The 25,052-nt window shown below is 51.3% G+C and carries 13 protein-coding genes and 1 tRNA gene; 12 read left to right on the forward strand and 2 right to left on the reverse strand.

From position 1 onward, the window contains the following. Nucleotides 1-718: 718 nt before the first annotated feature. Nucleotides 719-794: transfer RNA gene (locus tag PHH49_04250), tRNA-Thr, on the forward strand. 62 nt (nucleotides 795-856) lie between these two features. After that, nucleotides 857-2,128: an MFS transporter gene (locus tag PHH49_04255; protein MDD5488161.1), complete on the forward strand. Its 1,272-nt coding sequence runs from the start codon at nucleotides 857-859 to the stop codon at nucleotides 2,126-2,128. Nucleotides 2,129-2,137: 9 nt separating this feature from the next. On the opposite strand, the gene PHH49_04260 is transcribed toward PHH49_04255, so the two are convergent. After that, on the reverse strand, nucleotides 2,138-2,320 hold the full coding sequence (locus PHH49_04260; GenBank protein MDD5488162.1) for a hypothetical protein: 183 nt from the start codon (nucleotides 2,318-2,320) through the stop codon (nucleotides 2,138-2,140). 311 nt (nucleotides 2,321-2,631) lie between these two features. Here PHH49_04260 and rsxC point away from each other — a divergent pair, with 311 nt between their 5' ends. From rsxC to PHH49_04305, 9 genes are read left to right on the forward strand one after another with little or no spacing between them, the layout of a single operon-like run. Then, nucleotides 2,632-3,966: an electron transport complex subunit RsxC gene (gene rsxC / locus PHH49_04265; protein MDD5488163.1), complete on the forward strand. Its 1,335-nt coding sequence runs from the start codon at nucleotides 2,632-2,634 to the stop codon at nucleotides 3,964-3,966. Further along, on the forward strand, nucleotides 3,963-4,907 hold the full coding sequence (locus PHH49_04270) for an RnfABCDGE type electron transport complex subunit D (GenBank protein MDD5488164.1): 945 nt from the start codon (nucleotides 3,963-3,965) through the stop codon (nucleotides 4,905-4,907). The genes rsxC and PHH49_04270 overlap by 4 nt, the downstream gene beginning before the upstream one ends. Next, nucleotides 4,897-5,478 (forward strand): FMN-binding protein, encoded by a 582-nt coding sequence (locus PHH49_04275; protein ID MDD5488165.1) that lies wholly within the window; start codon nucleotides 4,897-4,899, stop codon nucleotides 5,476-5,478. Before PHH49_04270 ends, PHH49_04275 begins: the two co-directional genes overlap by 11 nt. Further along, nucleotides 5,475-6,089, forward strand: a complete 615-nt coding sequence (locus tag PHH49_04280) for an electron transport complex subunit E (GenBank protein MDD5488166.1) — start codon at nucleotides 5,475-5,477, stop codon at nucleotides 6,087-6,089. Before PHH49_04275 ends, PHH49_04280 begins: the two co-directional genes overlap by 4 nt. Beyond that, on the forward strand, nucleotides 6,082-6,663 hold the full coding sequence (rsxA, locus tag PHH49_04285; GenBank protein MDD5488167.1) for an electron transport complex subunit RsxA: 582 nt from the start codon (nucleotides 6,082-6,084) through the stop codon (nucleotides 6,661-6,663). Before PHH49_04280 ends, rsxA begins: the two co-directional genes overlap by 8 nt. Then, nucleotides 6,656-7,462, forward strand: coding sequence for an RnfABCDGE type electron transport complex subunit B (locus tag PHH49_04290; GenBank protein ID MDD5488168.1), 807 nt, complete (start codon nucleotides 6,656-6,658; stop codon nucleotides 7,460-7,462). Before rsxA ends, PHH49_04290 begins: the two co-directional genes overlap by 8 nt. 18 nt (nucleotides 7,463-7,480) lie before the next feature. Further along, nucleotides 7,481-8,083, forward strand: coding sequence for a phosphoribosylglycinamide formyltransferase (purN, locus tag PHH49_04295; GenBank protein MDD5488169.1), 603 nt, complete (start codon nucleotides 7,481-7,483; stop codon nucleotides 8,081-8,083). Between the two features lie 29 nt (nucleotides 8,084-8,112). Further along, complete coding sequence (gene eno / locus PHH49_04300; protein ID MDD5488170.1) at nucleotides 8,113-9,399, forward strand: phosphopyruvate hydratase; 1,287 nt, start codon at nucleotides 8,113-8,115, stop codon at nucleotides 9,397-9,399. Beyond that, nucleotides 9,381-9,653, forward strand: a complete 273-nt coding sequence (locus PHH49_04305; protein ID MDD5488171.1) for a septum formation initiator family protein — start codon at nucleotides 9,381-9,383, stop codon at nucleotides 9,651-9,653. Before eno ends, PHH49_04305 begins: the two co-directional genes overlap by 19 nt. A gap of 26 nt (nucleotides 9,654-9,679) precedes the next feature. Here the strand turns inward: PHH49_04305 and PHH49_04310 are convergent, their stop codons facing one another. Further along, nucleotides 9,680-10,651: a carbohydrate kinase gene (locus tag PHH49_04310; protein ID MDD5488172.1), complete on the reverse strand. Its 972-nt coding sequence runs from the start codon at nucleotides 10,649-10,651 to the stop codon at nucleotides 9,680-9,682. A gap of 224 nt (nucleotides 10,652-10,875) precedes the next feature. Between PHH49_04310 and PHH49_04315 the strand changes: the two genes are divergently transcribed. Next, nucleotides 10,876-25,014, forward strand: a complete 14,139-nt coding sequence (locus PHH49_04315; GenBank protein ID MDD5488173.1) for a hypothetical protein — start codon at nucleotides 10,876-10,878, stop codon at nucleotides 25,012-25,014. The last annotated feature ends 38 nt before the right edge of the window (nucleotides 25,015-25,052 follow it).

Genomic DNA, 25,052 nt, shown 5'->3' on the forward strand with positions numbered 1-25,052 from the left:
GAATGGGCAAGGCGGCGTATCTTTGAGGTGTCACCGTCCATATAAGTGCCCGTTCGGGCGAAACCCCCTATGCGTGGTGCATAGTAAGGCCTATGCCGGGTGACATACGGTGATAAAACCGTTTTTTGGTCGGAGCCTTTCTGGGTCTCCGACACTTTCTCGGGACTCGGTGGTCCCTCGGTCGCCTGAGTTTAAGCATTGTAGCTCAAAACGGTTTTATGGGGACAACCGCATACCGTTTTTCGGGTGGGTTTAAGCAAGTGGTATGATGACCGTCGGAAGAAGTGTCTACCGCTCAAACAGTCCTCGGCCCGGAGCGTTCCGGGCCTGCGGAACTCGCGTACGGCACATCTTCCGCCGTTCACGGTTTTGCGATACATGGCGATAATGAGAATGGGCAAGGCGGCGTATCTTTGAGGTGTCACCGTCCATATAAGTGCCCGTTCGGGCGAAACCCCCTATGCGTGGTGCATAGTAAGGCCTATGCCGGGTGACATACGGTGATAAAACCGTTTTTTACCTGAGTTTAAGCATTGTAGCTCAAAACGGTTTTATGGGGACAACCGCATACCGTCCTTTGGGCCATCAGGTATCCCTGGGGGGCAGGTTTAAGCGGAGAAGATAAGTATCTGTGGTAAACCTGTCCCATATTGGGCGAGAAATATTCCTGCTTGCAAAAATGCGGTTTTAATTATAAAATCTTACGCATAGCAAAAGGGCCCGCGTAGCTCAGCTGGTAGAGCAAAGCATTCGTAATGCTTAGGTCGGTGGTTCGAATCCACTCGCGGGCTCCAGTTAATGTTTCTTTCCGTTCAGTTGTGATTACATCAGAGGCCTTTCCGGGAGCCGTTCCGTTATGACCAGTTTAAGAGAAGTGCTTTTCAAGAGGAATTTTTTCCCTTTGTGGTTGGGACAGATAATATCCGAATTTGGGGACAGGTTGAACCAGATGGCGTTGATATCCCTGGTATACGCCAAATCGCCCGGATCGGTCATGGCCCTGGCAAAGTTGATATTTTTTGTGGTCATCCCTGTTTTTATCATAGGCCCAGTAGCCGGGGTATATGTCGACAGGTGGGACAGGAAGAAGGTAATGATAGCCGCGGACATACTACGCGGCACGCTTGTGCTTTTCATTCCCATATTCGTTCTTCTTGACATGATGCTTCCTGTATATATAATGGTCTTCCTTATTTTCTCCGCGACAAGGTTCTTTCTCCCGTCAAAGATGGCGATAATACCGGATATAGTATCGGAGGACAAGCTCTTGGCGGCGAACTCCCTGTCTAATACGACGAGGATGATAGCGACTGTATTGGGTTTCGCGCTGGCCGGGTATATCGTGAAATGGGTCGGGTATATGTGGGGGTTCTATCTCGACAGCCTTAGCTATTTCGTATCCGCCGCACTTATAATGCTGATAACTCCATTGTCGCGGAACGTAAGGGAAGCCGCGACCGAGGAGATAAGCATAGCCCGGGATATTATCGAAAGTTCGATCAAAAAGAACATGTGGCAGGAAATAGCCGATGGGATCAAATGCCTTTTTGATAACGACAAAATGAAGGTAGTCGCGGCGTCTTTGTTCGTGAGCATGGCCGGTATCGGATCGATATTCTGTATCGCGATAGTTTTCGTGCAAGAGGTTTTCGGCGGCGGGACAAAAGCGCTTGGCATAATGGGTGTTTTTGTCGGGACCGGTCTTTTTGCCGGAACGATATTATACGGGAAGCTCGGGCAGAAGATGTCGAAGATACGCTCCATATTTGCCAGTTTTATTCTCACAGGGCTGTTGCTCGCGGCATTCGCGTTGTACGCGAAAACGCTTTCATCCATGGCGTTGGCGGGTTGCCTGATATTCCTTGTCGGAGGCGCGGCTGCCCCGATCTTCATATGTTCCAATACGCTGGTACACACACTTGTCCCGGAGAACATCCGCGGAAGGATATTCAGTTCCATGGAAACGCTCATCCATATAGCGTTCCTCGCGTTCATGTTCTTCACCGCGATACTCTCGAAATATGTAGAGAATTTTTATATACTCATGGCATCAGGCATAATGTTCGCCATGTTCGGGGTGTTCGGGATGGTAATGTATAGTATAAAAAGGGACGTGACAACGGGATAGACGTGAACGTTACTTTTTTTTCTTCTTTTTCTTCTGCTCCAGTGCCGGGGCCCAACAGGTCTCGTAAAAGACGCAAAGTTTGCAACAAACGTTCTCCTTGTTGTGTTCGCCTCTGTACCATTTTTTTTCGCAAGACCAGTAATTCTGGCATTTTTCGCAACAATTGAGTTTTTTGAACATTTTTAACGGCATGACGGTGTCCCCTTAGGGTAAATATTAATAAACTGCTATGATTATATACCGAATGAAAACGTATTTCAACCCAGATTTTACATTTGCTCCTGAAGGATCTGCCAGGGTGGGCCCCAGAATGGACCGATAAGGTCGGTAGCCTGGTAGGGGAAAGGAACTTGGCAGTATCCCTGGCGACAGGGATGTGTCCGGGGACCTGCCCGGACAAGATGTTTTTGGGACACGCTCCTTATCGTTGACAAACTTATCAAGGTATGTATAATTAAAGCTCATGGTCGTTGGGAGCCATAATAGGAGTATATATATAATATATGAAACTGGCAACTTTCCCCGGTGGGATACACCCCGAATATAACAAAGATATAAGCATAAGAGAGCCCCTAAGAGTGGGAGCTGTACCGCATACGCTTGTGGTGCCTCTTTCACAACATATAGGCGCCCCGAACCAGGCTGTAGTAAAGAAAGGCGACATCGTCGAAGAAGGCCAGGTCATAGGGAAAAGCGACAGTTTTGTCTCAAGTCCCGTACACTCACCGGTTTATGGAAAAGTTTCGGATATAAAAAAGGCCTTTCACCCGGTCCTGGGCCAGACTATGTCGATATTTATTGAGCACGACAAGGAAAAAGAACCTAAGGTCTATGCGCCTCGTGATGTTATGGACATGACCGCGGCTGAGATCATAGAGAAGGTACATGATGCCGGGCTGGTGGGCATGGGCGGGGCGGCTTTTCCTACTCACGTTAAATTGAACGTCCCCCAGGGTAAAGAGATAGAGACCCTGATAATAAACGGAGCCGAATGCGAACCGTATCTCACCTGTGACCACGCTCTGATGACAAGGTGCACGGAAGAGATATTAAAGGGGCTTAAGCTGCTCATTAAGGTCATAAATCCGAAAAATGTATACATAGCTATCGAGATCAACAAAAAATCCGCTATATTCGCTTTTGAGAAACTTATCGGGAAAACAAGTGATCCGGAGATCTCGAAAATACGTATAGTGCCTTTGGGGACCAAATATCCTCAGGGAGGGGAAAAACAGCTGATCAAGGCTATTTCGGGAAAAGAAGTCCCTCCGGGAAAGCTCCCGCTCGACATAGGGTTCCTTATACAGAATGTGGGTACTGTCTACGCGGTATATGAGGCTGTGTATATGGATAAACCCCTTATAGAGAGGATAGTGACCATTACGGGAGATTGTCTTTACAGGCCGGGCAATTACCTGATAAAAGTGGGGGTTACCCTGAAAGAGATACTTGATAATTACGGGCTGGAACTCCACAGGAAGCCGGAAAAGATCATATTCGGCGGACCTATGATGGGGATCGCCCAGCCGGACCTTGAGGCGCCGGTCATAAAGAGCACATCCGGGATACTGCTCCTCTCGGAACAAAAAGCGAGGTCTTTTGAGGAAGGACAGTGCATAAAGTGCGCTAAATGCGCCGATGTGTGCCCGGTCCGGCTCGTCCCGACGGAAATAATGAAGAATGTAAAAAAGGGTTTTATGGACAAAGCGGAAGGACTATGTGTGCTCGATTGCATGGAATGCGGTTCATGCGCGTACATCTGCCCGGCACGTATCCCGCTCGTACAATACCTGAAAGAAGGTAAGGCCTACGTAATGAAAATGAAGAGGGGTAAATGAAAAAACTGACCCTGACGGTATCACCGCACATTCATTCTCCCATGGACACACGCTCCATGATGAAGGCAGTGATCGTGTCCCTTATTCCCGCAGTAGCGGCCAGTTTGTTCTTTTACAGGTGGAACGCGTTATTTGTTACGCTTTCATGTATAGCGGGATGCGTGTCCACGGAATACGCCCTTCAGAAGCTGCGCCGGAAGAAAGTAGCCATAAGGGACCTGAGCGCGATACTTACGGGGGTCTTGCTTGCCATGGTCTTGCCGCCGGCCACACCTTTATGGATGTCTTTTCTTGGAGGGGTTTTCGCCATCGCTTTAGGAAAGGAAGTGTTCGGGGGTCTCGGGCACAATATCTTCAATCCCGCGCTTCTGGCAAGAGCTTTTCTTATGGCGGCTTTCCCGGTAACATTGACCACATGGTCAAACCCTTTCAGTGTGGACGCCATGACGACAGCTACGCCCCTCGGCATAGCGAAATTCGAGCACGTGGCGACTTCCTGGGTGCCTCTTATGCTGGGAAATATCGGGGGATGTATAGGCGAGACGTCCGCTATCGCGCTGGTAGCCGGCGGTCTGTACCTTTTATATATCAAGGTAGTGGACTACAGGATACCCGTCGCTTACATAGGAACTGTTGGTCTTTTTTCCACTGTTACCCATCTGGTAGCTCCGGGATCGTATGTAGGCCCGGTATTCCATCTTCTGGCCGGAGGACTTTTACTGGGTGCTTTTTTCATGGCGACCGATCCCGTGACAAGCCCGGTCACGGCTAAGGGTAGATGGATCTTTGGGATCGGCTGCGGGCTGATAACGATGATAATACGGCTGTGGGGAGGGCTACCCGAGGGAGTGATGTACTCTATACTACTAATGAACGCGGTGACGCCGCTTATAGACAGGTTCGCCAGGCCCAGAAGGTTCGGGGTGACCCATGGAAAATAAGAACATCATAAGTTCGATATTGGGGAACGAGGTCGTCAAGATAATAGTATCCCTTGTCGCGGTCGGGATAGTGTCGGGCATGGCGCTAGTTTACGTTTACAATTATTCAATGCCGAAAATAAAGGTTAATCTCAACAACGAAACAGAAAAAGCCATACGGACGATATTCCCGTCAGCCAAGGATATCGTAAAAAGCCCTAAAGAGGGGGTTTTTACCGTAAAAGACGCTTCGGGGAAAATGCTTGGATACGCTTTTACGGCAGAGGGGAACGGATATCAAGGAGTGATCAAGGTGCTCGCCGGGTCGGACCCTGGCTTCACGTCGCTCAAGGGCATGGAAGTCCTTGAGTCGCAGGAGACCCCGGGACTTGGGGCGGAAATAAACAGTGACAGTTTCAGGGGACAGTTCGACGGACTTGATGTGGCACACGCGATAGAATATGTTAAGAACCAGAAGCCGACGAAGCCTTATGAGATAGAAGCCATAACCGGGGCCACGATATCCTCAAGAGCGGTGGTCAATCTTCTTAATAAGAGAATATCCGAGCTCAGGGAGGCGGGGACAAAATGACCGCGACGAAAGATATAATAAAAGGATTGTGGAAAGAGAACCCGGTATTCGTGCAAGTGCTGGGCATGTGTCCGACCCTGGCGGTCAGCACTAAGGCGATATTCGGGCTGTCTATGGGGCTGGCGACGACCTTTGTCCTGGTATCGTCCAGCGTGGTAGTATCGATGGTAAGAAAGCTTGTCCCTGACCAGGTGAGGATACCCATCTTTACGGCTATCATAGCCACGTTCGTCACGGCCGCGGACTATTTCCTTAAAGCTAATTTTTTCGAGATAAGCAAAGCCCTTGGCCCATATGTCCCTCTTATAGTCGTCAACTGTGTTATCCTGGGTCGGGCGGAGGCGTTCGCTTCCAAGAACGGGGTCGGGCGGTCCTTCCTGGATGCCGCGGGTATGGGGTTAGGGTTCACTTCCGCGCTTGTGATACTCGGGTCCATTCGGGAGATATTGGGCGCGGGTACGATTTTCGGATATCGCGTGATGTGGGAAGGCTTCATGAACTGGATAGTCATGGTCCTGCCCGCGGGAGCGTTTATCACGTTGGGACTTCTGGTGGGCCTTTTTAACGTCGCGGACAAAAAGATGAAAGAAAAGAGGATAAAGCATGCGTGAACTTGTCCTTATTTTCCTTGCCGCGAGCATAACCAACAATTTCGTGTTAACGTACTTCCTTGGCATCTGTCCTTTTATAGGCGTGTCAAATAAGATAGACAGCTCCATAGGCCTGGGCATCGCCACTACTTTCGTTATGACGATGGCCGCGACATTCACATGGTTGATCTATCATTATGTACTCTTGCCTTATGACCTGGTCTTCCTGCAATATGTGGCGTTCATAATCGTAATAGCGAGTTTCGTACAGTTCGTCGAGATGTTCATTAAAAAAATGTCGCCGCCACTTTACAGAGCCTTGGGCATATTCCTGCCACTTATAACGACTAACTGTGCCATACTTGGGCTTACGCTTTTCATGGTCCTGAGGGACTACAATTTTCTTGAATCAGTAGTGTTTGGTTTCAGCGCGGGCATAGGGTTCACCCTGGCTCTTGTCATAATGGCCGGCATAAGGGAAGAGCTGGCGTTCGCGGACATCCCTGAACCGCTTAAGGGCGCCGGGATAACGCTTGTTGTCGCCGGTATGCTGGCGCTTGCGTTCATGGGGTTTGGAGGGTTGATAAGTGGATAGCATAATGATGGCTTCCATCCTGAGCATGGTAGGCCTGACCGTATTCTTCGCCTCGGTACTGGTCTTTGCCGACAAGAAGCTGCGGGTAAAGGATGATCCCAGGGTCGAGGAGATAAGCAAACTGTTGCCCGGAGTGAATTGCGGAGCCTGCGGTTTTTTAAGCTGCCATGATTTTGCCGAGCACATAGTCCGCGATGGGGAATCGCCATCCAAATGTCGTGTCGTTCCGGAAGAGAACAGCAAGAAGATATTCGATATAACCGGTGGGACAGCCGGGGATGTTGTGCCTAAATACGCCGTGATACACTGCGCGGCGGAACAAGACCACAAGGACCCTCCGGCGGAATATAAGGGTGTGCGCACTTGCCGGGGCGCTGTTCTGGCGTTCGGCGGAGGGATGAAGTGCGAATATGGATGTATGGGGTTCGGTGATTGCGTGGCAGCATGCCCGTTCGGGGCGATCACCATGGATAAAGGGCTACCCAGGGTGTCGATCGAAAAATGCACAGGATGCGGCAAATGCGTGGCAGCATGCCCCAGGAAGGTGATCTCTCTCCAGGAAAAGGAACATGAAAAGATATTCTACGTAGCGTGTAATTCACACGACTTGGGGCCACGAGTCAGGCAAGTTTGCGGCGTAGGCTGTATAGCGTGTGGTATATGCGCAAAATTGTCCACAGAAGGGTATTTCACGGTGGTTGATAACTTGTCCGTACCGGATTACTCAAAACAGGGGAAGATCGATGAAGTGGTTAAATTACAGGTCAAATGTCCTACGAAGGTCATAAAGGATATCTGACCACGGAGACGGTTCATTATGCGGATCGCGGTTCTTGTTTCAGGTAATGGCACTAACCTTCAGGCGCTCATGGACGCCCAGAAGGATGGACAGTTATCTTCGGGCGAAATAGTCCTTGTTCTTAGCGATAACAAGGACGCGTTCGCGTTAAAGCGGGCCGAGCGGAACGGGATAAGAACAGTTATCAAGGAGCTTTCCGGGGAGATGACGAGAAAGGACCTGGACGACCATATCCTGCGAGAGCTTGAAGGGGAAAAGATAGAGTTAGTGGTACTTGCCGGCTATATGCGTATACTGGGTCCTGAGCTGGTAAAAAAATACAGGGGCAGGATCCTGAACATACATCCGGCGCTTTTGCCGGCATTCAAGGGGGTCCATGGGATAAGGGACGCTTATGAATGTGGAGTGAAGATAACGGGTGTGACCGTACATTTTGTCGACGAAGGCCTGGATTCCGGGCCGATAATCCTGCAGGAGCCGGTAAGGATCGGGAGCGGAGACACGCTTGACGCGCTTGAAAAGAAGATACATGAAGTGGAACACAGGTTGTATCCTGAGGCCGTAAGGCTGTTCGTTTCCGGGAAACTTAAGATGGACGGCAGGAAAGTCATTATTCAGTGATAACGTAATCCAAGGAAAAGGAGAGAGAGATGTCCACAAAGATCACGAAAGTAATAGGCAGAGAGATTGTGGATTCCCGCGGGAATCCGACAGTCGAGGTTGATGTAGTGCTGGAAGATGGTTCTCTGGGACGCGCCGCGGTCCCGAGCGGGGCTTCTACCGGTGAACATGAGGCTGTAGAGCTCCGTGACGGGGATAAGTCCCGATATATGGGCAAAGGCGTGCTTAAAGCCGTAGCCAATGTTAACGGAGAAATATCAGGGAAAGTCATGGGTATGGACGCGAAGGGACAGAAGGAACTGGATGATGTGCTTATCAAGCTTGACGGCACGCCGAACAAGGGCAGGCTTGGCGCTAACGCCATCCTTGGGGTTTCCATGGCCGCCGCGAAGGCCGCCGCGATATCGGCCGGGCAACCGCTTTTCAGGTATCTGGGCGGGGACAAAGCTAATATCCTGCCCGTACCCATGATGAATATTATCAACGGGGGACAGCATGCGGATAATAATGTCGATCTCCAGGAATTCATGATAATGCCGCTTGGCGCTCCTTCTTTCAGGGAAGCTTTGAGGATGGGGGCGGAAGTGTTCCATAACCTGAAAAAGATCCTTCACGCGAAAAAACACTCTACGGCGGTAGGTGACGAAGGCGGGTTCGCCCCGAACCTCAAATCCAACGAAGAAGCTGTTGAAGTGATCCTCGAGGCGATAACCGCCGCTGGGTACAAGCCGGGCAAGGATATCTATATAGCGCTTGATCCCGCTTCCAGCGAATTCTATGAAGACGGCAATTACGTGCTTGAGGCTGAGGCCAGTCCGAAGAAGACACCGAAGGAAATGGCCGCGTTCTACGCGGACTGGGTAAGTAGATATCCCATAGTGTCCATTGAAGATGGTATGGCCGAGGACGACTGGGATGGGTGGAAAGAGCTTACGGACAAGATCGGCAAGGAAATACAGCTTGTAGGCGATGATCTGTTCGTTACCAACACTGAACGATTGAAAATGGGCGTGGATAAGGGTATAGCGAATTCCATTCTCATAAAAGTGAACCAGATAGGCACGCTTACCGAAACGTTAGCGGCCATAGACATGGCGAAGAAAGCGGGATATACCGCGGTAATGTCACATCGCTCCGGAGAAACGGAAGATACTACGATATCCCATCTCGCGGTGGCTACGGGTACGGGCCAGATAAAAACAGGCTCTATATGTAGAACGGACCGCATATGTAAATACAACGAGCTTCTCAGGATCGAAGAGGCGCTCGGGAAAGAGGCCGTATACGGCAGTGCGATATGGAAGGGAAGAAGATAACGCTGTACGCTGTTATAATGGCGGTGGTCCTGTATGTGGTCTTCCTCCCCGGATTCTCTGAGCTTCAGAGGATGAGGGAAGAGGAAAAGGAACAGGAAAAAAGAGTACAACTTCTTGAGGAAGAGAACGAAAGGCTCAAGGAGAAGCTCGCACGGCTAAGGAACGACCCGGTATATCTGGAGAAAGTAGCCAGGGATAAGTTGGGGATAGTGAGAAAAGGCGAAATAATATACAGGCCTTCCGATAAAAAGTGATAAATGCCCGGTCGGGACGGACAACGTCAAGGCCGGGTTTTCTTTTTGCCGTGGCGGCCCATCAAGAGACGCACCTGCCTAAGGCTTTTCAGAGCTTCCGTAGCTCCAGTCCCTAAACAAACGACCCCTGAAACGGCGGAAGCGAATTCCAGGTTGTCCCGCATATTATCCCAGAACGAGTTATTGTCGTTAATATAATGCATGTATATCAGTCCCGCGGTAAAGGCATCCCCGGCCCCGATAGTGTCCCTGACCTTTACTTTGAAGGCCCGCTGATACAGTTCTCTCTTCCCGTTCCAGAAAAGGGAGCCTTTTTCTCCCAGGGTCACCACCGTATTGGGGCGGATACAACGTAGTGCTTTGCTCAATGTCCGTGTTCCCGTTATGGCCATTATGTCGGATTCGCTCATTCTGGGCAGAGAGACAATATCAATGAGCTTTTTTATTCGCCGGATGGCCTTGTTCCTGTCCTTGACCCTATGTGGACGCCAGTTCGGGTCGAAGGTTGAGAAGACCCCTTTTTTTACCGACTGCTCCAGTAGATACAACGAGTTCTCGAACGTATGATCGTTGTATGCGTACAGGGAAGCGACGTGAAAGGCGGCGGCATTATTAAGCGGCTTACCGGTGAGCTGTCCGCGCGTAAAAGCCGCGTCTTTTCCCTCGGGACTGTAAAAAATATATGAGGAATTACCGTTCTTATCCAGGCTGGCTATGGCAAGCCCGGTCCTTATTTTTTTATCGGGGACCAGAAGAGAGGTGTCGACGCCAGATCCCTTCAAGGCATCTACCAGTATGCCGCTTAGACGGTCCGTTCCGGTCTTGGCCATTATAGATACGGGAAGCCCTAGTCTGGCAAGGTGGACAGCTGTATTCAGCACAGATCCCCCCGGGCGGGCCTGTATTTTACAATGCCCGTGTTTTTTGGGGGCGGAAGATATCAGGTCAAAAGCGATATTCCCGCAACAAATTATATTATTTTCTTTCACCGGACCCATCCTGTTAATATGGCTGAATCATAATAATAGCATTAAGTTAAGGGAAAATCAAGGCCCTGACGCATTATCCGGATTATAAGATATTGCAAATAAATATGTTACACGAAAGCCCGGGGAGGACGCGCGAACACAATTTTTATTGACTTAACTAGCTTTTTTATGATATAATGCCGCACATGTTTAGCGTTTACTACTATATATAATAATGTTATATTTTTCAAAGTATGCATACGTATAAAACCGGGATAATACCAAAGATCATTTCGATATTTCTTGTTCTGCTGCTTGTGTTTAACGATGTCTCGCAGGCGGCGGGACCTGTTTTGCGTGGAGAAATGACCACGGAAGGCAACGGGGATCTTTCCGCGCCCTCGCGTAATAATCCAATAGCTACGGTCACCCGCGACGAGAACGGACGTCTTATTGTGAGCGCCGACCAGTTATATACCGGTGAGCTTACTCGGGACCTCAAGGAAAAAGCTGGAGTAGTTTATATCAGTTTTCTTATCGGCAGGATACTTGACCGCTTTGGAAGTTCGATAAGTGCCTCTGGGGTGAGAAAGGTCCTGGCTTCCAACATCGCCAACTTTGAGGACAGGATAGATTTTTCGCGCGTAAAATGGGAAGACCTTTATAAGGAGAACGATGTTTTTTGCCTGAAATATCTGGATGACCTGGGTGTGGAAAAAGAATTCCGGTATTATCTCAAGGATGGAAGACCGAAAAGTAAATCCGGCGTGAAGGAAATCCCGATAGGAACAGGTAAGGCGGTCGTGGCGATAGGGAAAGTGGTCTCGCGTGGCGCGAGTGCGGCCGTAGAAGGAACAGATACTACATACCAGGACCTGTTGGATGAGGGGTATAGCTTCAGTGTGTCAGAGGAATATGATAGCAACCTGGGGACTGCCAGGAATTATGTGGACATCACTTATCCCGGCGCGGAAAGACCCGAAAGGGCCAGGATATCTTATATCGTGGTCCCCGAAACCAAGGTCATAATCATAGATGAGTTCTATCCCGAATTCCCCGAAGAAAGAAAAGGCCGCGGCCGCGCGCTTTTACGACACCTGCTTTCAAGACAAGAATATGCCGGATATGACGTGATAGCTCTGGCTTCCGGAGAATTTCAGCGGTCTTTCATGAAAATGCCGGAGTATCAGCCTATGGCAGAAGCCGACGGGGGAGGGAGCATATATGACAGGGCGGGGGCCGGGAAGGTGAACGCGTTAGGTTCGCCCGAAGTTATGATATCTTTCATTGGTAACCCGGGGCTTTATGAATATATCAAGGGGTCGTGGGAAAGCGCTACTCTTTGCGGGATAGTTCCGTATGACGCGGGTTATCCTGAAATAGGTGACGCGCGTGACGATGATTCCGTTCTCGCGGAAAAAGATGCGCTCGAAGCCAAGGCCGATAACATCCTCAACGCCTATTATTCCGGAGACAGGGAGGCTTTCGTCGCTGTATGCCGGGATGCCGGGGCAGAGCCGTCCGTGACCTACAGAAGTCTGATGAAGGCGACAAGGGAACACGTTGTCGGTATTACGAGCGGAAGCGCCTGGGCGCATGTCGACAAGGAGACTAACGAAGTGGATGTCGAGGTCGATACCAGGACAGGGATGGTCAGGAAAACCCCCAAGAACGACGATCCAGAAGAAGCGTCGCTTATCCTGTCGAGTTATCTCAACGCGGGCAATACCCTGGGAGGGCTCATATCGCCTTTTGTCGTTATTGACGGCCGTATTTACCAGGAAAAAGTCCTGCCTCTCGATAGATATATCCTATCGCTCTCACGCGGATATGACGCGCACACCCATGAAAGCGGGCTTACATACGAGGTATGTATGGATCGGGCCCGTAAAATGCTGCGGGCAGTAACAGACCTGATGGTCGAGGCGGCCGGCAGGGGGATACTGATCAGCGACGCCAAGCTTACCAACATGGGGTTGGACGCCGACGGTAACGTAGTCCTCTTCGATCTGGGATACATGTCTTACCACGATACACGTGTTTCCGGGAAAGACATGAGCATGATAACCGCTAATATCTATACCAATACTTTCCGTTTGATAAATCTTGGGGGGGACCAGTCCGAGGAAAGGAAAAAGAGCAAGTTCGGGATCGATTGCGCGCGTATCTGGAAAGAATTGACCTCCGGCCACCCGGTATCCCCGGACGAATATCCAGTATGGGATATAAGTGCCGGTATCGGGAAAGACCTAGTGGAAAGAATAGAACGAGTTTTGCCCGACGAAAATGAGGCGGGGAAAAAACACCGAGTAGCCGTTATGTCGAGGGATGTCCGGCTGAGAAGAACACTGAAAGAACAAACAATACTTATGTTGTCGGGAGAAGTGGCAGTTTCAGATGTCCGGACCGGCGGGACCCGCGGTGGGAGTCCGTTCGTGAACGCCGATAGGCCGGGGCTTATTGAAAAAGTGCGGGCGATCGTCCCGATGGTGATACTGGTTCTTTCGTTGCCGGTCCTTATGGGCGCGGCCCCCGCTTACGGACAGGCCTTAGTGCCTGTTTGGGGCGTAATAGCCATCTTTGGCGGGGTAGCGCTTATGCCTGTGGTCGTTATGATGGCAATGGAAGGACCCGGGAGCATACCTCCCATGTTCGGCAGGGCGCCCGATCGTGGTATGTTCAATGACGCGAGGACAAGAAGAGAGGTCCGGGCTTTGTTGGCATCGAACGATGAGGTAAAGAGAACCGTTATGTCGATAAGCGGGGACCCGGCCAGGAGAGACGAGCTTATAACGTATATATTGTCCATATTGGGTATACCGCTCGCGGCCGAACAAGCTGGGATAGCGCTACGCCAGGTCATAGCGGGCGAAATTGACAGGCTTATACGGCTGGAACGCGGCTCGGAAAAGAGAATAGAACCGGCATCAGAAAGCACGTTATACGAACGAGGCGGAGAACAGCAACATGGCTCGGGTGATTATTCGGACCTTTTAAGGGAGAAGATGAGGCGGGCCCGTGGAAAGAGAAAAGGCGAAGATAACGAAATTAACGGAAGAGCGATAGAGGCCGATAAGATAAAAGCTACGGCCGTCATAGGCTTTATATCTACGGCCGTGATGATAGGTTTTGGCCCGCATATGCCCATGATAGAGGGGTTCGTTGTCGGAGTTCTCTATCTTTTGGCTACAGGACTTCTTCCCACGCTTACGGGATACTTTATACGGGACAGGCTCTCATACCGCTATCATAGAAAAGAGCGCGGCCTGATAAGGCCGTTCATGAAGGCGGAAAACATACGGAACCTTTACGCCCATGACGCGGATTCCCGGGATAAGATCGCCTATTATTCATATACCACGGAAAAACTGTATGTCGAAAAAGCGGCTATGCGCAGGATACCGAAGCTTATACAGTATGTCATATACCTGCACGAGATGATCCATGGCACATGCAGGGTGAGAACGGAATTGGTGGCTCTTTCCCTTACCGTATGCGCTCCGTGGGTTTTCGCGGGGGCGGCACTCACGGTCATCTCAGCGTTCTTCATCCCGGCGGATGTCTATTTCTTCGCGGGATTTACCTTGTGGAACATAGTTGTCCCGATATCAGCGCAGGTCATAGCGCGACAGGTCGGGGTTAAACGCAGTTTCGCGGGCCATAACCTGATATCCGGGCTCAAATGGAAGCATATGACGGATGAAGAGGTCGACAAAGCGATAGTAGAAGCCGCGCATAAACGTACATATGATCCCCAGACCGGACAGATGCTCTATTGGAGGGATTGGCTGAAAGGCGGGGACGGGCATAAGAATGTTGAGTTGATAACCGTACCAGGCCGGCCGGACGATATCGTAGTGGTGAAAGCCGGGTATGACGTGAATCGCGACGATAAACAGCTCCTTGCCGCGATCAAGGGGTCATCGAAGCAACACGCGGTCCTTATCATAGCGGATGATGGAAGGAACTGGCAGAGGTCCAGGAAAAAGATCGAACTCATAAAAAAACAGACCAAACGGTTCACAAAACATAGTTCGGTGACACTAAGAACGACAAAAGTTGACATAAGGTCCACGCGATATGACCTGCGAAGGTTGAGGGATCTCAGGACGTTCTACCACAGGAGGCTTGACCGCATAGAGCATAGGAATATAGCGCGTGAATCCATAGCCAGCGAGGTCCACGGAGAAGTAAAAAGGTTGGAAACATTACTTGGATGGCTGAACGGGAAGAACATCAGGCATATACTTTTCATGGGGGACTATCTCGGGAAAACGGAGAACGGATACGAGGCGCTTGATGTTCTGGAGGAACATATTGTTTCAGGGAGGTTCCCCAGGGTCACTATGCTCATGGGTAAATCCGAACACTTTTTCCTCAGGAGCATTCTTGGGGATGAGAGGTTCAAGGACCTGTGGCCTACGCTCAGTGTCCAGGAAGGGCCGGCGGTCATGAGTTCGCTCGATAAACTGGCGGACAGGGTCCGTAAATTATCGGCTCTTCTTCCCACGATAGATAAGCTTAGAGAAATATCGTCAACGGAACTTACTTACTTGCGTGGGATCACACCCGGATACCTGGAGAAACTAAAAGAGATCTCCGGTGAAAAAAGCGCCCTGCATGAAGTGTCCGCTGGTGACCTGGTAATGCTGCAGAACCTTACGGACAGGGAGATAAGTGATCTTGTGGAAGCGGATGCCTTCGAAAGAACACTTGCCGCGACCATCAGGGGACGGGGAGAAATTGTTACCCCTGAGACGCTCGCCGCCGAAAGAAGGAAGGCCTACAGGTTCCATCCCAAGATCATAGGGCTTGCCGAATTCATGACAGAGAACATGAGGTTCGTGTATTCCGAGAACAGTCATCACAACCTTTTCATGATAGGCGCTTTGCCGGAGGACCTTGAAAGACATGGGCTAAGGGGCATAGAAGCGCTTGATGATATGGAGAACGAATTCAGGCAAAGGACCAGATGCGGACTTAGGTTGTTGAGGCTTATTAGCGATATGTGGATGCTTTCCATGTCGTCGGAGGGGGAAGAAGGAAGGGACGCTACCCTGTCGGATATTGAGAAGAAAATGCTGGAAATGGTGATGGAAGAGCGTGACAGGAACAAGGAGACGGGGAGGGAGCTTATCCCCGAGGTAACGCTTACGGCGATGGAGGCCGATCTTAAGGAAGCGCTCCTGGTCGTGAAGAATATGGAGATGATACCCGCGGCAGCGGCACGCGAACAGATAGAAGATGTATTCGAAAAAATGCTGCAACATGTCGCGCAAATAAATAAAGAAATGCCGGAGATATATGATACCGTGTTCCAGACGAAGTCCTCGCCGTTCATGACCGCGGTCCCGCACGGCATAGCTGTGGCGGAAAAAAGCGAGGAAAAGCTCAGGGAAAGAAGGACAGTGCTGGGTGTGGACGCCGTCTCCACCCCGAATGATTTTACCAGTGGGTTCCAAACGCTGAAACAAGTCCGCGTATTCACCCGTTTGGGGAGGGTCATCCTCTTATATGTTGATACCCTTGACAGGGAAAATCCGACGTTCGAAGAGACCATTGCCGCGCGTACCGTGGATGAGATCATTGAAGGGAGGTCCCTTGAGACCATAACGCGCGGAAAATTATCGGCGGTGGAAGAAATATTGTCCTATTATGAAAGCCTCCTACGCCGTCAGAAGGCAAAGGGCCGTACGCCATTCTTCGCCAGGGTCATGACGATCGTGAGAAGCGTTGTCGGTGGGGCGCGCCGGGCGATAGATCGCGTGAGGGCCATAATGGTCTACATAGGTGACCAGGTCTCGAGAGACGGGGTCCTGGCTGTTATGAGGAAGTTGAAGAGGGTAGTGGTAGAGGCCAATGATGAATATGGGGTATGTCGGGCATATTTCAAAGAGGGTTTCGAGATGGTGCGTAAGAAGGACTACAACGGCCTGATAATGCTGGAACAAGTGTTCACCTCTGAAACGGCCAGTCCCGAGCAAAGGAAAATGATCATGGATGAACTCCTCAGCCATATGAAACTTAATGAGGATGAGATGGGAAGCGTGGCCGCTTTCGAGGTGCTTGAGGAGATATTAAGCGCGAAATTCGCGCCCGGATATAACAAGTTCATGAACAGGATATATAAAGCCACTATGGACAAGATATATTTCAGGCTGGCGGATGTCGGCGTCTCGGATAATGAGAAAAAATACCGGATGTATATATCCCGCCACATACTTAACGCCATGATCCGCAATGAAAGATTCTATAATTTCGTCGGGAACGACGCCTTGAGGCGGAAGGACCAGAAGGAGAAGGAGGTGGGGTTCTTCTTCATAGGCGAAGTGCAAAAAAAACGCATGCTCAAGAACCTTCTCGGCAGAGAAATAGGACTTCAGTACAAGGAATCTTATTACGAGGATATCACGTCCCGAGATGTTTTCACACGGACGTATCGGGCTGATATGGAAGCCTATGTGAGCGATGTGATAGTCAGCCTTACTTTTCCCGGAAGTGACCCGACGCTGGCATACCTCGATATCATGGAATATCTCGAACACCCGGCCACCACGAACCTTAAAAGACACGCGTGGGTTGTCGGAAACATACGAAAAGAGCTCCCGCGTCTTGTCGAGGAGAAGATAGGTGAAGAAAAAGAAGAAGATCGGGTGATCACCTTATGGGACCTGGGTTCGGGGCATCTTACGCCCGTACTATTCGCCGCTATAGTCCTGGAGGAATTCGATAAGCATCCTGAGTGGGGGAGGCTTGGCGAACGTGTGACCGTGAAGATAAAGGCGGTCGATATAAACGATGAGGTGGGAGGACGCATAGAAAAGATATTGGAAGAAGGGTTCCCCTATGACGCGGATGAGCTGGTATTCCGGCGAGGAAAAGATATGCAGGAGCTCGAGGCCATAAGAACATTGAGGGACCTGGTCGATTCCGCGAAGTATCGCGAAAGAATAAAAAAGGCCGGGATGATAGAATTCGTCAGGGGGAGTATAGTAGGTGAGAGGAATATACTGGAAGAAATGGTCAGGCCCCACGATGACGAGGCGCGGAGCGCGGATATTGTTTATATGAGTTTTGTCCTGTGGCAGCTCGCTCCGGAAGCGCGGCGTGTTCTGTTCGAAAAATTGTCAGGCCTTCCTGAGCGAAGCCGGATCTTTACGAGGCTCCATGGCACCATGGTAAAAGAGATACTGTATGATGTCCCGTTCAGCCTCAAGGTAGCCGAGCCGGAGAACGGTATAATGAATACGGGATGCAGGTACGTACTTAGCAGGAAGCCGTTAGTGGACCTGCCTCCATGGTACGGTCCGGTAAAATCCGATCTTTTGGGCAAAGATAGCCGAGTGAAGGATGAAGACGCGGCTTTATTGGCCAGAGAGAACGCCGTATTTAATACAACCTCGGAAAGGAATGTGATGGCAACGTTCCTTGAAGAGTCAGGCGAAGCGCGGGCGTTCATGCGTACTGTTATCAGGGAGAACAGGTGCGGAATAAAGATATCCAGTGGTTTCGGCCGCCTGGCCATGAGGGATGGGAACCATATCTGGATGGATAGATGGCTTTTTGATATAAAGGACGAGAGTGAGTTCATCCCCAAACTCGTGATCTTTACGGCGCTTCTGGCGCATCAGACCCAACATGATACGCGCGCTGGGCCCGCGGCCGAAGAGTTCTGGGAAGAAGTCCGGGCATGTTCGATGGAGATCAAGGTCTACATAGAGAACATGAGAAAGGTTCCCGGACTTGACAAGGCAATAAGGGACCTTCTGGCGGGATCTTTTGATCTTGAACGCATAGCCTGCGACGATGTCCTCGATATAGCCGCCAGTTATGACCAGGACATACGATGTTACGACCGGGACGGGCAGCTGACAAAACGAGGAGTACTCCAAATATGTGAATTCGTGGGTAAATACTACGATAAGTTCCGGTCCTTCCTGGATGTGCGTCCTTCCGAGAACGCGCTTCTCGCGCCATGCTATGTAGGCCATGACCAGGCGGTAAAACGCGTAGTGAACCCGGATAACCTTCCCATGACCGGGCTTTACGCCGCCGCGGGCGCTGACATATCGAATTTCCTGCTTTCCACTAATTGTACTACCGGTATCTTCGTGGATTCGACGGAGATAACCGAAAACCGCCTGAGGAAGGCTTGTTCTACATGGTCCTGTCCTCTGTGGGATGACCAGTATGCCGCGTATAAATATGAGTTCGGTTTTGGTAAGGTGGCCCTCCTGCATAACCCGCGTATGGGGATATGGATGGAAGACAGGATCATACAGGAACTCCACTCGATAGGAGTAGAACGTTCCGATATCCTGGGGATAGACGAAGTCTCGATATTCCCGGGCGGGCCCAATAGGGTGTCCATAAGGTTCCTGTGGGCGTATCCCGGAGAAGGGAAAAAAGAACGGCGGATAATCTATGTGCCGGCAGCCATACACAAGCCTTTAGAATATCCAGACGATCTCAATGAACTCCTTGCCCGGAGGGGGTCAATGGGTTTGCTGGACATGTATTACCAGAGAGCCGCTATGGATGTGCCGAACCAGTACGTGTATTTCCTGGGAAAGATCGCGGCGGCCATAAAGCCTGGCGGGTTCGTGATAACTGACGATCATACCAATGAGGATGAGCTGAGTTTCCCCGAAGTGTCTCCGGAGCGTATACTTGGTGTTCGCGGCGCCGGAGCCTTCACCGGGGACCTGCTTGAAGGGAACCCTGAAGCAGTCTTCTGGGACGGCCTTATGCTCCGGACTGTCGAATATTACTATGGCTCGGGAATGAGGGTCAGGAAGAAAGCCCCGGATGCCACGGATGTAAAACCGGAATCACCGGATATGTCGACCGGGGACAGGGAGGAACATTTCCTTTGGCATACCGACCCGGGCACTCTTGCCAATGATCGTAACAGGGTACGTATGTTGAAAAACCTGTCGACGGCCAAAAAGAAGAATAAAAATCCTTTTTCAGAAAGAGAACTGTATCTTGAGCCTGTCGCGAATATCGAGCCGGGGGTGGTGAGAGTCTATGTATATCCGGGGAAAGGCCGGTCCCGGGTAAAGACGGATAAGCAGGGGAGGTTCGTTCTTCCCGAGGAATACAGGGATAATTTCCCCTCGGGCGACGTAACGGTATCCGGGTGCTGGGACCATCTCTTATTGTGGGATTCGCCTCTTTTTGAAAAGACCGTTGACGAATATTTTGGTATGATGGATGGCCCCGCAGTGGAAAAGACGACTTCACCCGACATGTCCCTTTCACGAGGCGCCCTGTTCGATCGTATGCCCGACGGAGACACCACAAACCCGTTCATCCTGGAACATATCGCTTCAGGCAAGGTGTTCGAGATAAACGCGGACGCTTCTTTCGCGAGAACAGTATCTTCCAAGGGGATGTCACAGCGTGGTCCTCCCATGGAGAAAAGAGTTAACGGATATTTTGGGGACACAGGAATATTTGAGAAGATACGTAAAGCAAAAGAACCCGCATTGTTGTCCTCGGTCCTTGACAGGCATGATAACTTCAGGAACCTGACGCCGGCACAAAGAAACGATATTATCGGCGTGGCGCGGAAAATAACGCTAAGCGTGATACTGGGAGAGGTAGTCGTCGGGGAGAAAGCGTCTGAACGCGCTATCGTCCACACGCGAACTGGTTTTAGCCGGAGCCGGCACGGGCTTGACCCGACGATATGGATAGGAGAGGTGCTTCTCGGGCGCGTCTCGGTCGAGGACCTTGCCCGCATCATACTGGAAGAGACCCAGCATGTAATAAAACCCCCGGAACGCAAGAACGGGACATGGATGAACATACATGGGAATATTTCCGAAAGCGATAGCCCTGAGGATGTAATAGAACACGATCGCGAATTTGTCGATAAGCTGGACATCTCACCGGCCCGGCCGGAAGAATCTTTCCTTACACGCGGGACATCCCGCCCGCGAAGGAGCTATGCCGGAGTAGCCATCGGACCGGAAGGGCTTACGGCCGCGCATATAAACCTTCTTATCGATGACGCTCAGGACATCCTGTCGCAAGGTACAGTATCCCTGGCAGAACGGGTCAACGCTTTCGGTATTTCGTTAAGCCTGCCAGTATCCGAGCTTGTAGGTGTTCCGGGCGAGGATATCCTGCGAAGACAAAAAGAACTTAGCGATGCCTTGTTCGGGTCAGAGAACGTGCCTATCCCGCTTGCCATGGAACTCGCCCGACACGTCCAGTTCTTCAGGAGCAGGATGAAGACTATCTTTGAGATGCATTTCGCCCGGTCCGAGGATTATGGGATCAATACGCCCCTCGAGATGTACGGTCAGCTTTTGTCGGACGCGGAAAAAGAACTGTCGGTCATTGAAAGGCGTATGGCAAGATATGAAGAACACCGGAGGTATCGTCAGCGTGCACATAAAGCAGGGCCGCCGTATATGGAAACCGGCAGAGAGAGGCGCATAACGCCGGATATGTTCGAAGACGCGCTGGAAAGTATATTCGTTCCCGAGCCGGGTACCGTATTTCGCGGAGAGACTATGGTCGGAGGACACAATTATAAATATTCAATGACGAGTTATGACAGGGCTATAGGCGAACCCGTATATTTTCGTGCCGGGGATATATTTGTGATCAACCCGAACGCTTTAACGGCCGCTATCTCGCTTGGGAAGGAAAAAGAGTTCGAGGCCTTACTGAAAAAATACCCCATGCATGTTTTTCTGTCGGAGAACGATGACGGAGAGGGGTGGAGGAATTACTCCCATAAAGTGATCGGGCGCGAAAGCGGCGCATTCGTGGACCAGTTAAGCCTTCTGCCCTCGGTGATAGGGATACTATTAGTTATGCAGTCGGAACGGGGCGCGATAAAGGGAAGGACGTTCGTTGACATCGGTTCCCGTAACGGGCTTTTGGCTAACGCGGCGCTTAAGCTGGAAGCGGCCCGCGCGGTGCTGATAGAGAACAATGTCCCGGCCGTAAGGCCCGCTTTACCTGAGAGAATAGCCAGGATGTCCGGGATAACTAAAGAGGACGATATCCTGGATATGAACGTGAAGCTCAATGGTATGTCAGGTAAAGCGGAGATATTCCGCGAAGACCTGGGGAATGTGCCCGCCCAGACCATGGCCGGCGCGGTGTTATGCTACGATTTCCCGGATGCGGGGTTCGATTATACCGATTCCGGTGAGGATAAAACCAGCCTTATCGCGGATATAGCCAATAAGTTCCCGGAACCGGCCATGATCATTGCCGGAGGAGGAAGGAATAAGGAAAAAGAGGACCTGAAAAAAGAAGCCGTCCGAATCGGGTTTGTGCCTGCCGGGGAAGTCGCGATACCGTATCACGGCAGCCTTGAGCTTTTAACCCTTGCTTTTGTCCCGAACGCGGCTGCCGGGTCTCCTTACGACATATTCATGTTATTGCTCGCGCAAGATAAGCCAATTACAGCTGAAGAGTTGCGACTTTCCACCCGGGGGCGCATGCCCGACGGACATCTTTCTATCGAGACCGTCAAAAGGGACATAGGCACATTGCTTTACCTTAAGGCGATCGTTACTGAACATGATGGAGACCGGACGAAATACTCGATCGGGAAAATGTCACCATCTTTTATGGCCAGGGTCAAGGAGGTACTCAAGGGGCTTGGGAGCCGTCCGACGGTTTCCGACAAAAAGCACGCGCTGGACCTGATGCTGGATGCGGCGGTTGGGGAGCAGATCGGTGTTATTGGCCAGTCATATGGGACCACGCTCGACCATAGCGCGGAGGAAGCCCTTGTTCCCGACAAGGAGGAGGCCCTGGCCGTATACAGGGCGCTTGGTGTGGAAAGGAACGCGCTGGGCTGGAAGGAGAACGCTAACGGGACCAGGTCGGCCATAGTAGGACTGGCCGATGTCAACGCAAGCACTTTACGCTCGATATTTCGGCTTAAGCGCGGAACGACCCCCAAGGGGGAGCTTATCCTGATCGAATATGGCCATGCGCCGATAGCGCTGTGCATGACGAATGACGCGAAACAGGCTATTATCCTGGATCTTACCGATATGTATGGCGAAGATGCGGAAGATAACAATGAAGATATAACTGAGGTCATCGAGGATGTGCTCCTTGATGATGGTATCGTGTCTATCAGGAAGGTCAGGCACGACCGATCGAAGGTTTATGCCCGATGGGACAGGGCGGGCAAGGTCGTGGAGATATTGGGAGATGGTGGACCTTGGGGACAAGAGGGCGAAGGCAAAGAGGGCATGTCGGAAGTTACCGTGCTCCCGGGGGTGTTCGCCCCGGATTGTATGCCCAGCATGATGGCGTGCGACGCCGTGTTCGATCTGGCAGGTCCGGGGAAGAGAGTGCTCATCGTAGGCTCCGGTACGGGGCTTGAGGCGAAAGAGGCCGCGGCCCGGGGCGCGGTGGTCGACGCGGTGGACATAAGGAACATAGCGGTTGAGAACGCCCGGCTTACCTGCGCGGAAGAAATAGCCGATGGGCGCGTACGTGTTTTTAGGAACGATCTTTTGTCCGGGCTGGAAAGATATGACCTTATTGTGTTCAATATGCCACACGCTATCTGGAGTGACGCGGCAGGAGTATCGGAACTGGAAGAGGATGAGTTGGATTCGTCCGACCGTGAAGGACGCCTGCTGAAAAGAATGTCGGGACAGATAGCGAAACACCTTTCCGCCTCCGGTAAAGCGGTAATTATCAACAACAGGTCCGATGAGGTCAGGGATCTCATTATGGAATATTCCGGCCTGGCGGTGGAGGTGCTTGATGAGCGCTTGTATGAGGAAGAAGGTGATGACGAGGCTGGCTCCGCGGCATACGCGCTGTCTTATCGCCATACGCCCGAACAGATAAGGGCCAAGATAGCTTCTCGCGAACATGCCAGCATGGCGTTCGCCAGGATACAGGAAGAGCCCACGCTTCGTAATGTCCTGGAGGCGATGGATCATTTTATAGCCAGCGGCACACCCGGCGTGGTGCGACTTCTTGAAATGGGCGTTACACGGACGGGGCGGTTCCAGGAAGAGTTCCTCGGCGAGTTCGTGGAGGCGTATGAGGTCGAAAAGAACATAAGGCATTCCAAAGTGCTTGAGCTGGGGGTCACCGGATATGGGGCGGAAATAGATTTCCTCCTGGAGGTCGATATGAAGAAATATCCGGACAAGCCCGGTGAGAACGACCTCCCGGAAGGCATGTACCTGGGAGAATCAAAGACGGAGGGAAGGGATGCCAACCTCTCTATTGTCGAAGAAAAGGTGTTCGAGGACAAGCTGCCGAAACAGGAGCGCGTAGCGCTGAATATGAGAAAAAACGGCAAAGCCGATATCAAGGGTATAATATTCGCGATAGCCGGCAAGGCCGTGACCATGCCGGGGATAAGAAATTTCCATATAAGCCCGCGCAGCGTGGACCATGTGGTACCGGGGTATGATCTGGACGTACATGTTGCCCTGATACCTGAGATCATCGGCGAGGACCGGCATGGGCTCGACATGAAGCAGAGACAGTTCATCAGGGAGCTGCTGAAGGACCTGGCAAAACGGGACCTTATTGATAGGGAACATTCAGGGGAAGCCCAACGTATACTCAAGGCCGCGGTCCTTCGCAAGGGCGTGGATGGGACAAGAGTGGCGATATCGGACGCTCTTAAAAAAGCTACGGGTATGCCGTATCCTTCCACAAAGGACCAGACCGCGTCGATCTGGTGGAATGGTGTATTCCTGGAACTCGAACGTGAGAGCGCGCCACCTGCGGAAGCGCGTTCCGTGTTCCCGGAAGAAGAAGGTAAGAAGGCCGCCAGTCTCGTGGATACGCTTATGTACCATATACTTGCCATGGCGGGAACGGCCGGTGAAAAAGATGAGGATATAGTGATCGGTATAGATACAAGCTGGATACCCGGACAACAGCAGGCGGCCATACAGGGCTTATTGAACAGGCTGAGTTACATTTCCCGTAAAAAGGGTATGCGGAATATCGTTGTCAGGAGAAGAAAAGATGCCGCCAGCCTTGCGAGGGCTCTTGGCGAAGAAGTGGATAAGCGCGGAACCCCGATCTCCAACATGATCATCCTGGCAGGAGAGAACGCTATCGAGCATGAGTCGTTGAACATGTTCCGCGGGAACGAAGTCGAAAAAGGGGCTTTCTTCGCCGGGATCCAGCTCCCGGAGGATTTCGGCGATAACTCGTATGTAAGACTGGTCGAGATGCTGGAAATAGCGGTCAACCTGGCGTTCGGGGAGACGGTTCCGGAAGGGACGCATCCGCATATCAGGTTCATACGGGACGAACGGTCCGGATACAGGAAGTACGTATTCATACCGGAAGCTACCCCGTTGGATATCAATATTCTGTCCGAACTCTATGATATACAAAGGGAAGAGATAAGCACGCGCGCCTGATCCGTTCCCCGGCTGAAAGTGTACCAGATATGTCTTGA

The sequence above is a fragment of the Candidatus Omnitrophota bacterium genome, from assembly GCA_028715965.1.
GTDB lineage: Bacteria > Omnitrophota > Gorgyraeia > Tantalellales > Tantalellaceae > JAQUQS01.

Excerpts from the sequence above, each read along its gene's own strand:
- PHH49_04255 (MDD5488161.1), top strand. The coding sequence starts at position 857 with ATGACCAGTTTAAGAGAAGTGCTTTTCAAGAGGAATTTTTTCCCTTTG.
- PHH49_04260 (MDD5488162.1), bottom strand. The coding sequence starts at position 2,320 with ATGCCGTTAAAAATGTTCAAAAAACTCAATTGTTGCGAAAAATGCCAG.
- rsxC (MDD5488163.1), top strand. The coding sequence starts at position 2,632 with ATGAAACTGGCAACTTTCCCCGGTGGGATACACCCCGAATATAACAAA.
- PHH49_04270 (MDD5488164.1), top strand. The coding sequence starts at position 3,963 with ATGAAAAAACTGACCCTGACGGTATCACCGCACATTCATTCTCCCATG.
- PHH49_04275 (MDD5488165.1), top strand. The coding sequence starts at position 4,897 with ATGGAAAATAAGAACATCATAAGTTCGATATTGGGGAACGAGGTCGTC.
- PHH49_04280 (MDD5488166.1), top strand. The coding sequence starts at position 5,475 with ATGACCGCGACGAAAGATATAATAAAAGGATTGTGGAAAGAGAACCCG.
- rsxA (MDD5488167.1), top strand. The coding sequence starts at position 6,082 with ATGCGTGAACTTGTCCTTATTTTCCTTGCCGCGAGCATAACCAACAAT.
- purN (MDD5488169.1), top strand. The coding sequence starts at position 7,481 with ATGCGGATCGCGGTTCTTGTTTCAGGTAATGGCACTAACCTTCAGGCG.
- eno (MDD5488170.1), top strand. The coding sequence starts at position 8,113 with ATGTCCACAAAGATCACGAAAGTAATAGGCAGAGAGATTGTGGATTCC.
- PHH49_04305 (MDD5488171.1), top strand. The coding sequence starts at position 9,381 with ATGGAAGGGAAGAAGATAACGCTGTACGCTGTTATAATGGCGGTGGTC.
- PHH49_04310 (MDD5488172.1), bottom strand. The coding sequence starts at position 10,651 with ATGGGTCCGGTGAAAGAAAATAATATAATTTGTTGCGGGAATATCGCT.
- PHH49_04315 (MDD5488173.1), top strand. The coding sequence starts at position 10,876 with ATGCATACGTATAAAACCGGGATAATACCAAAGATCATTTCGATATTT.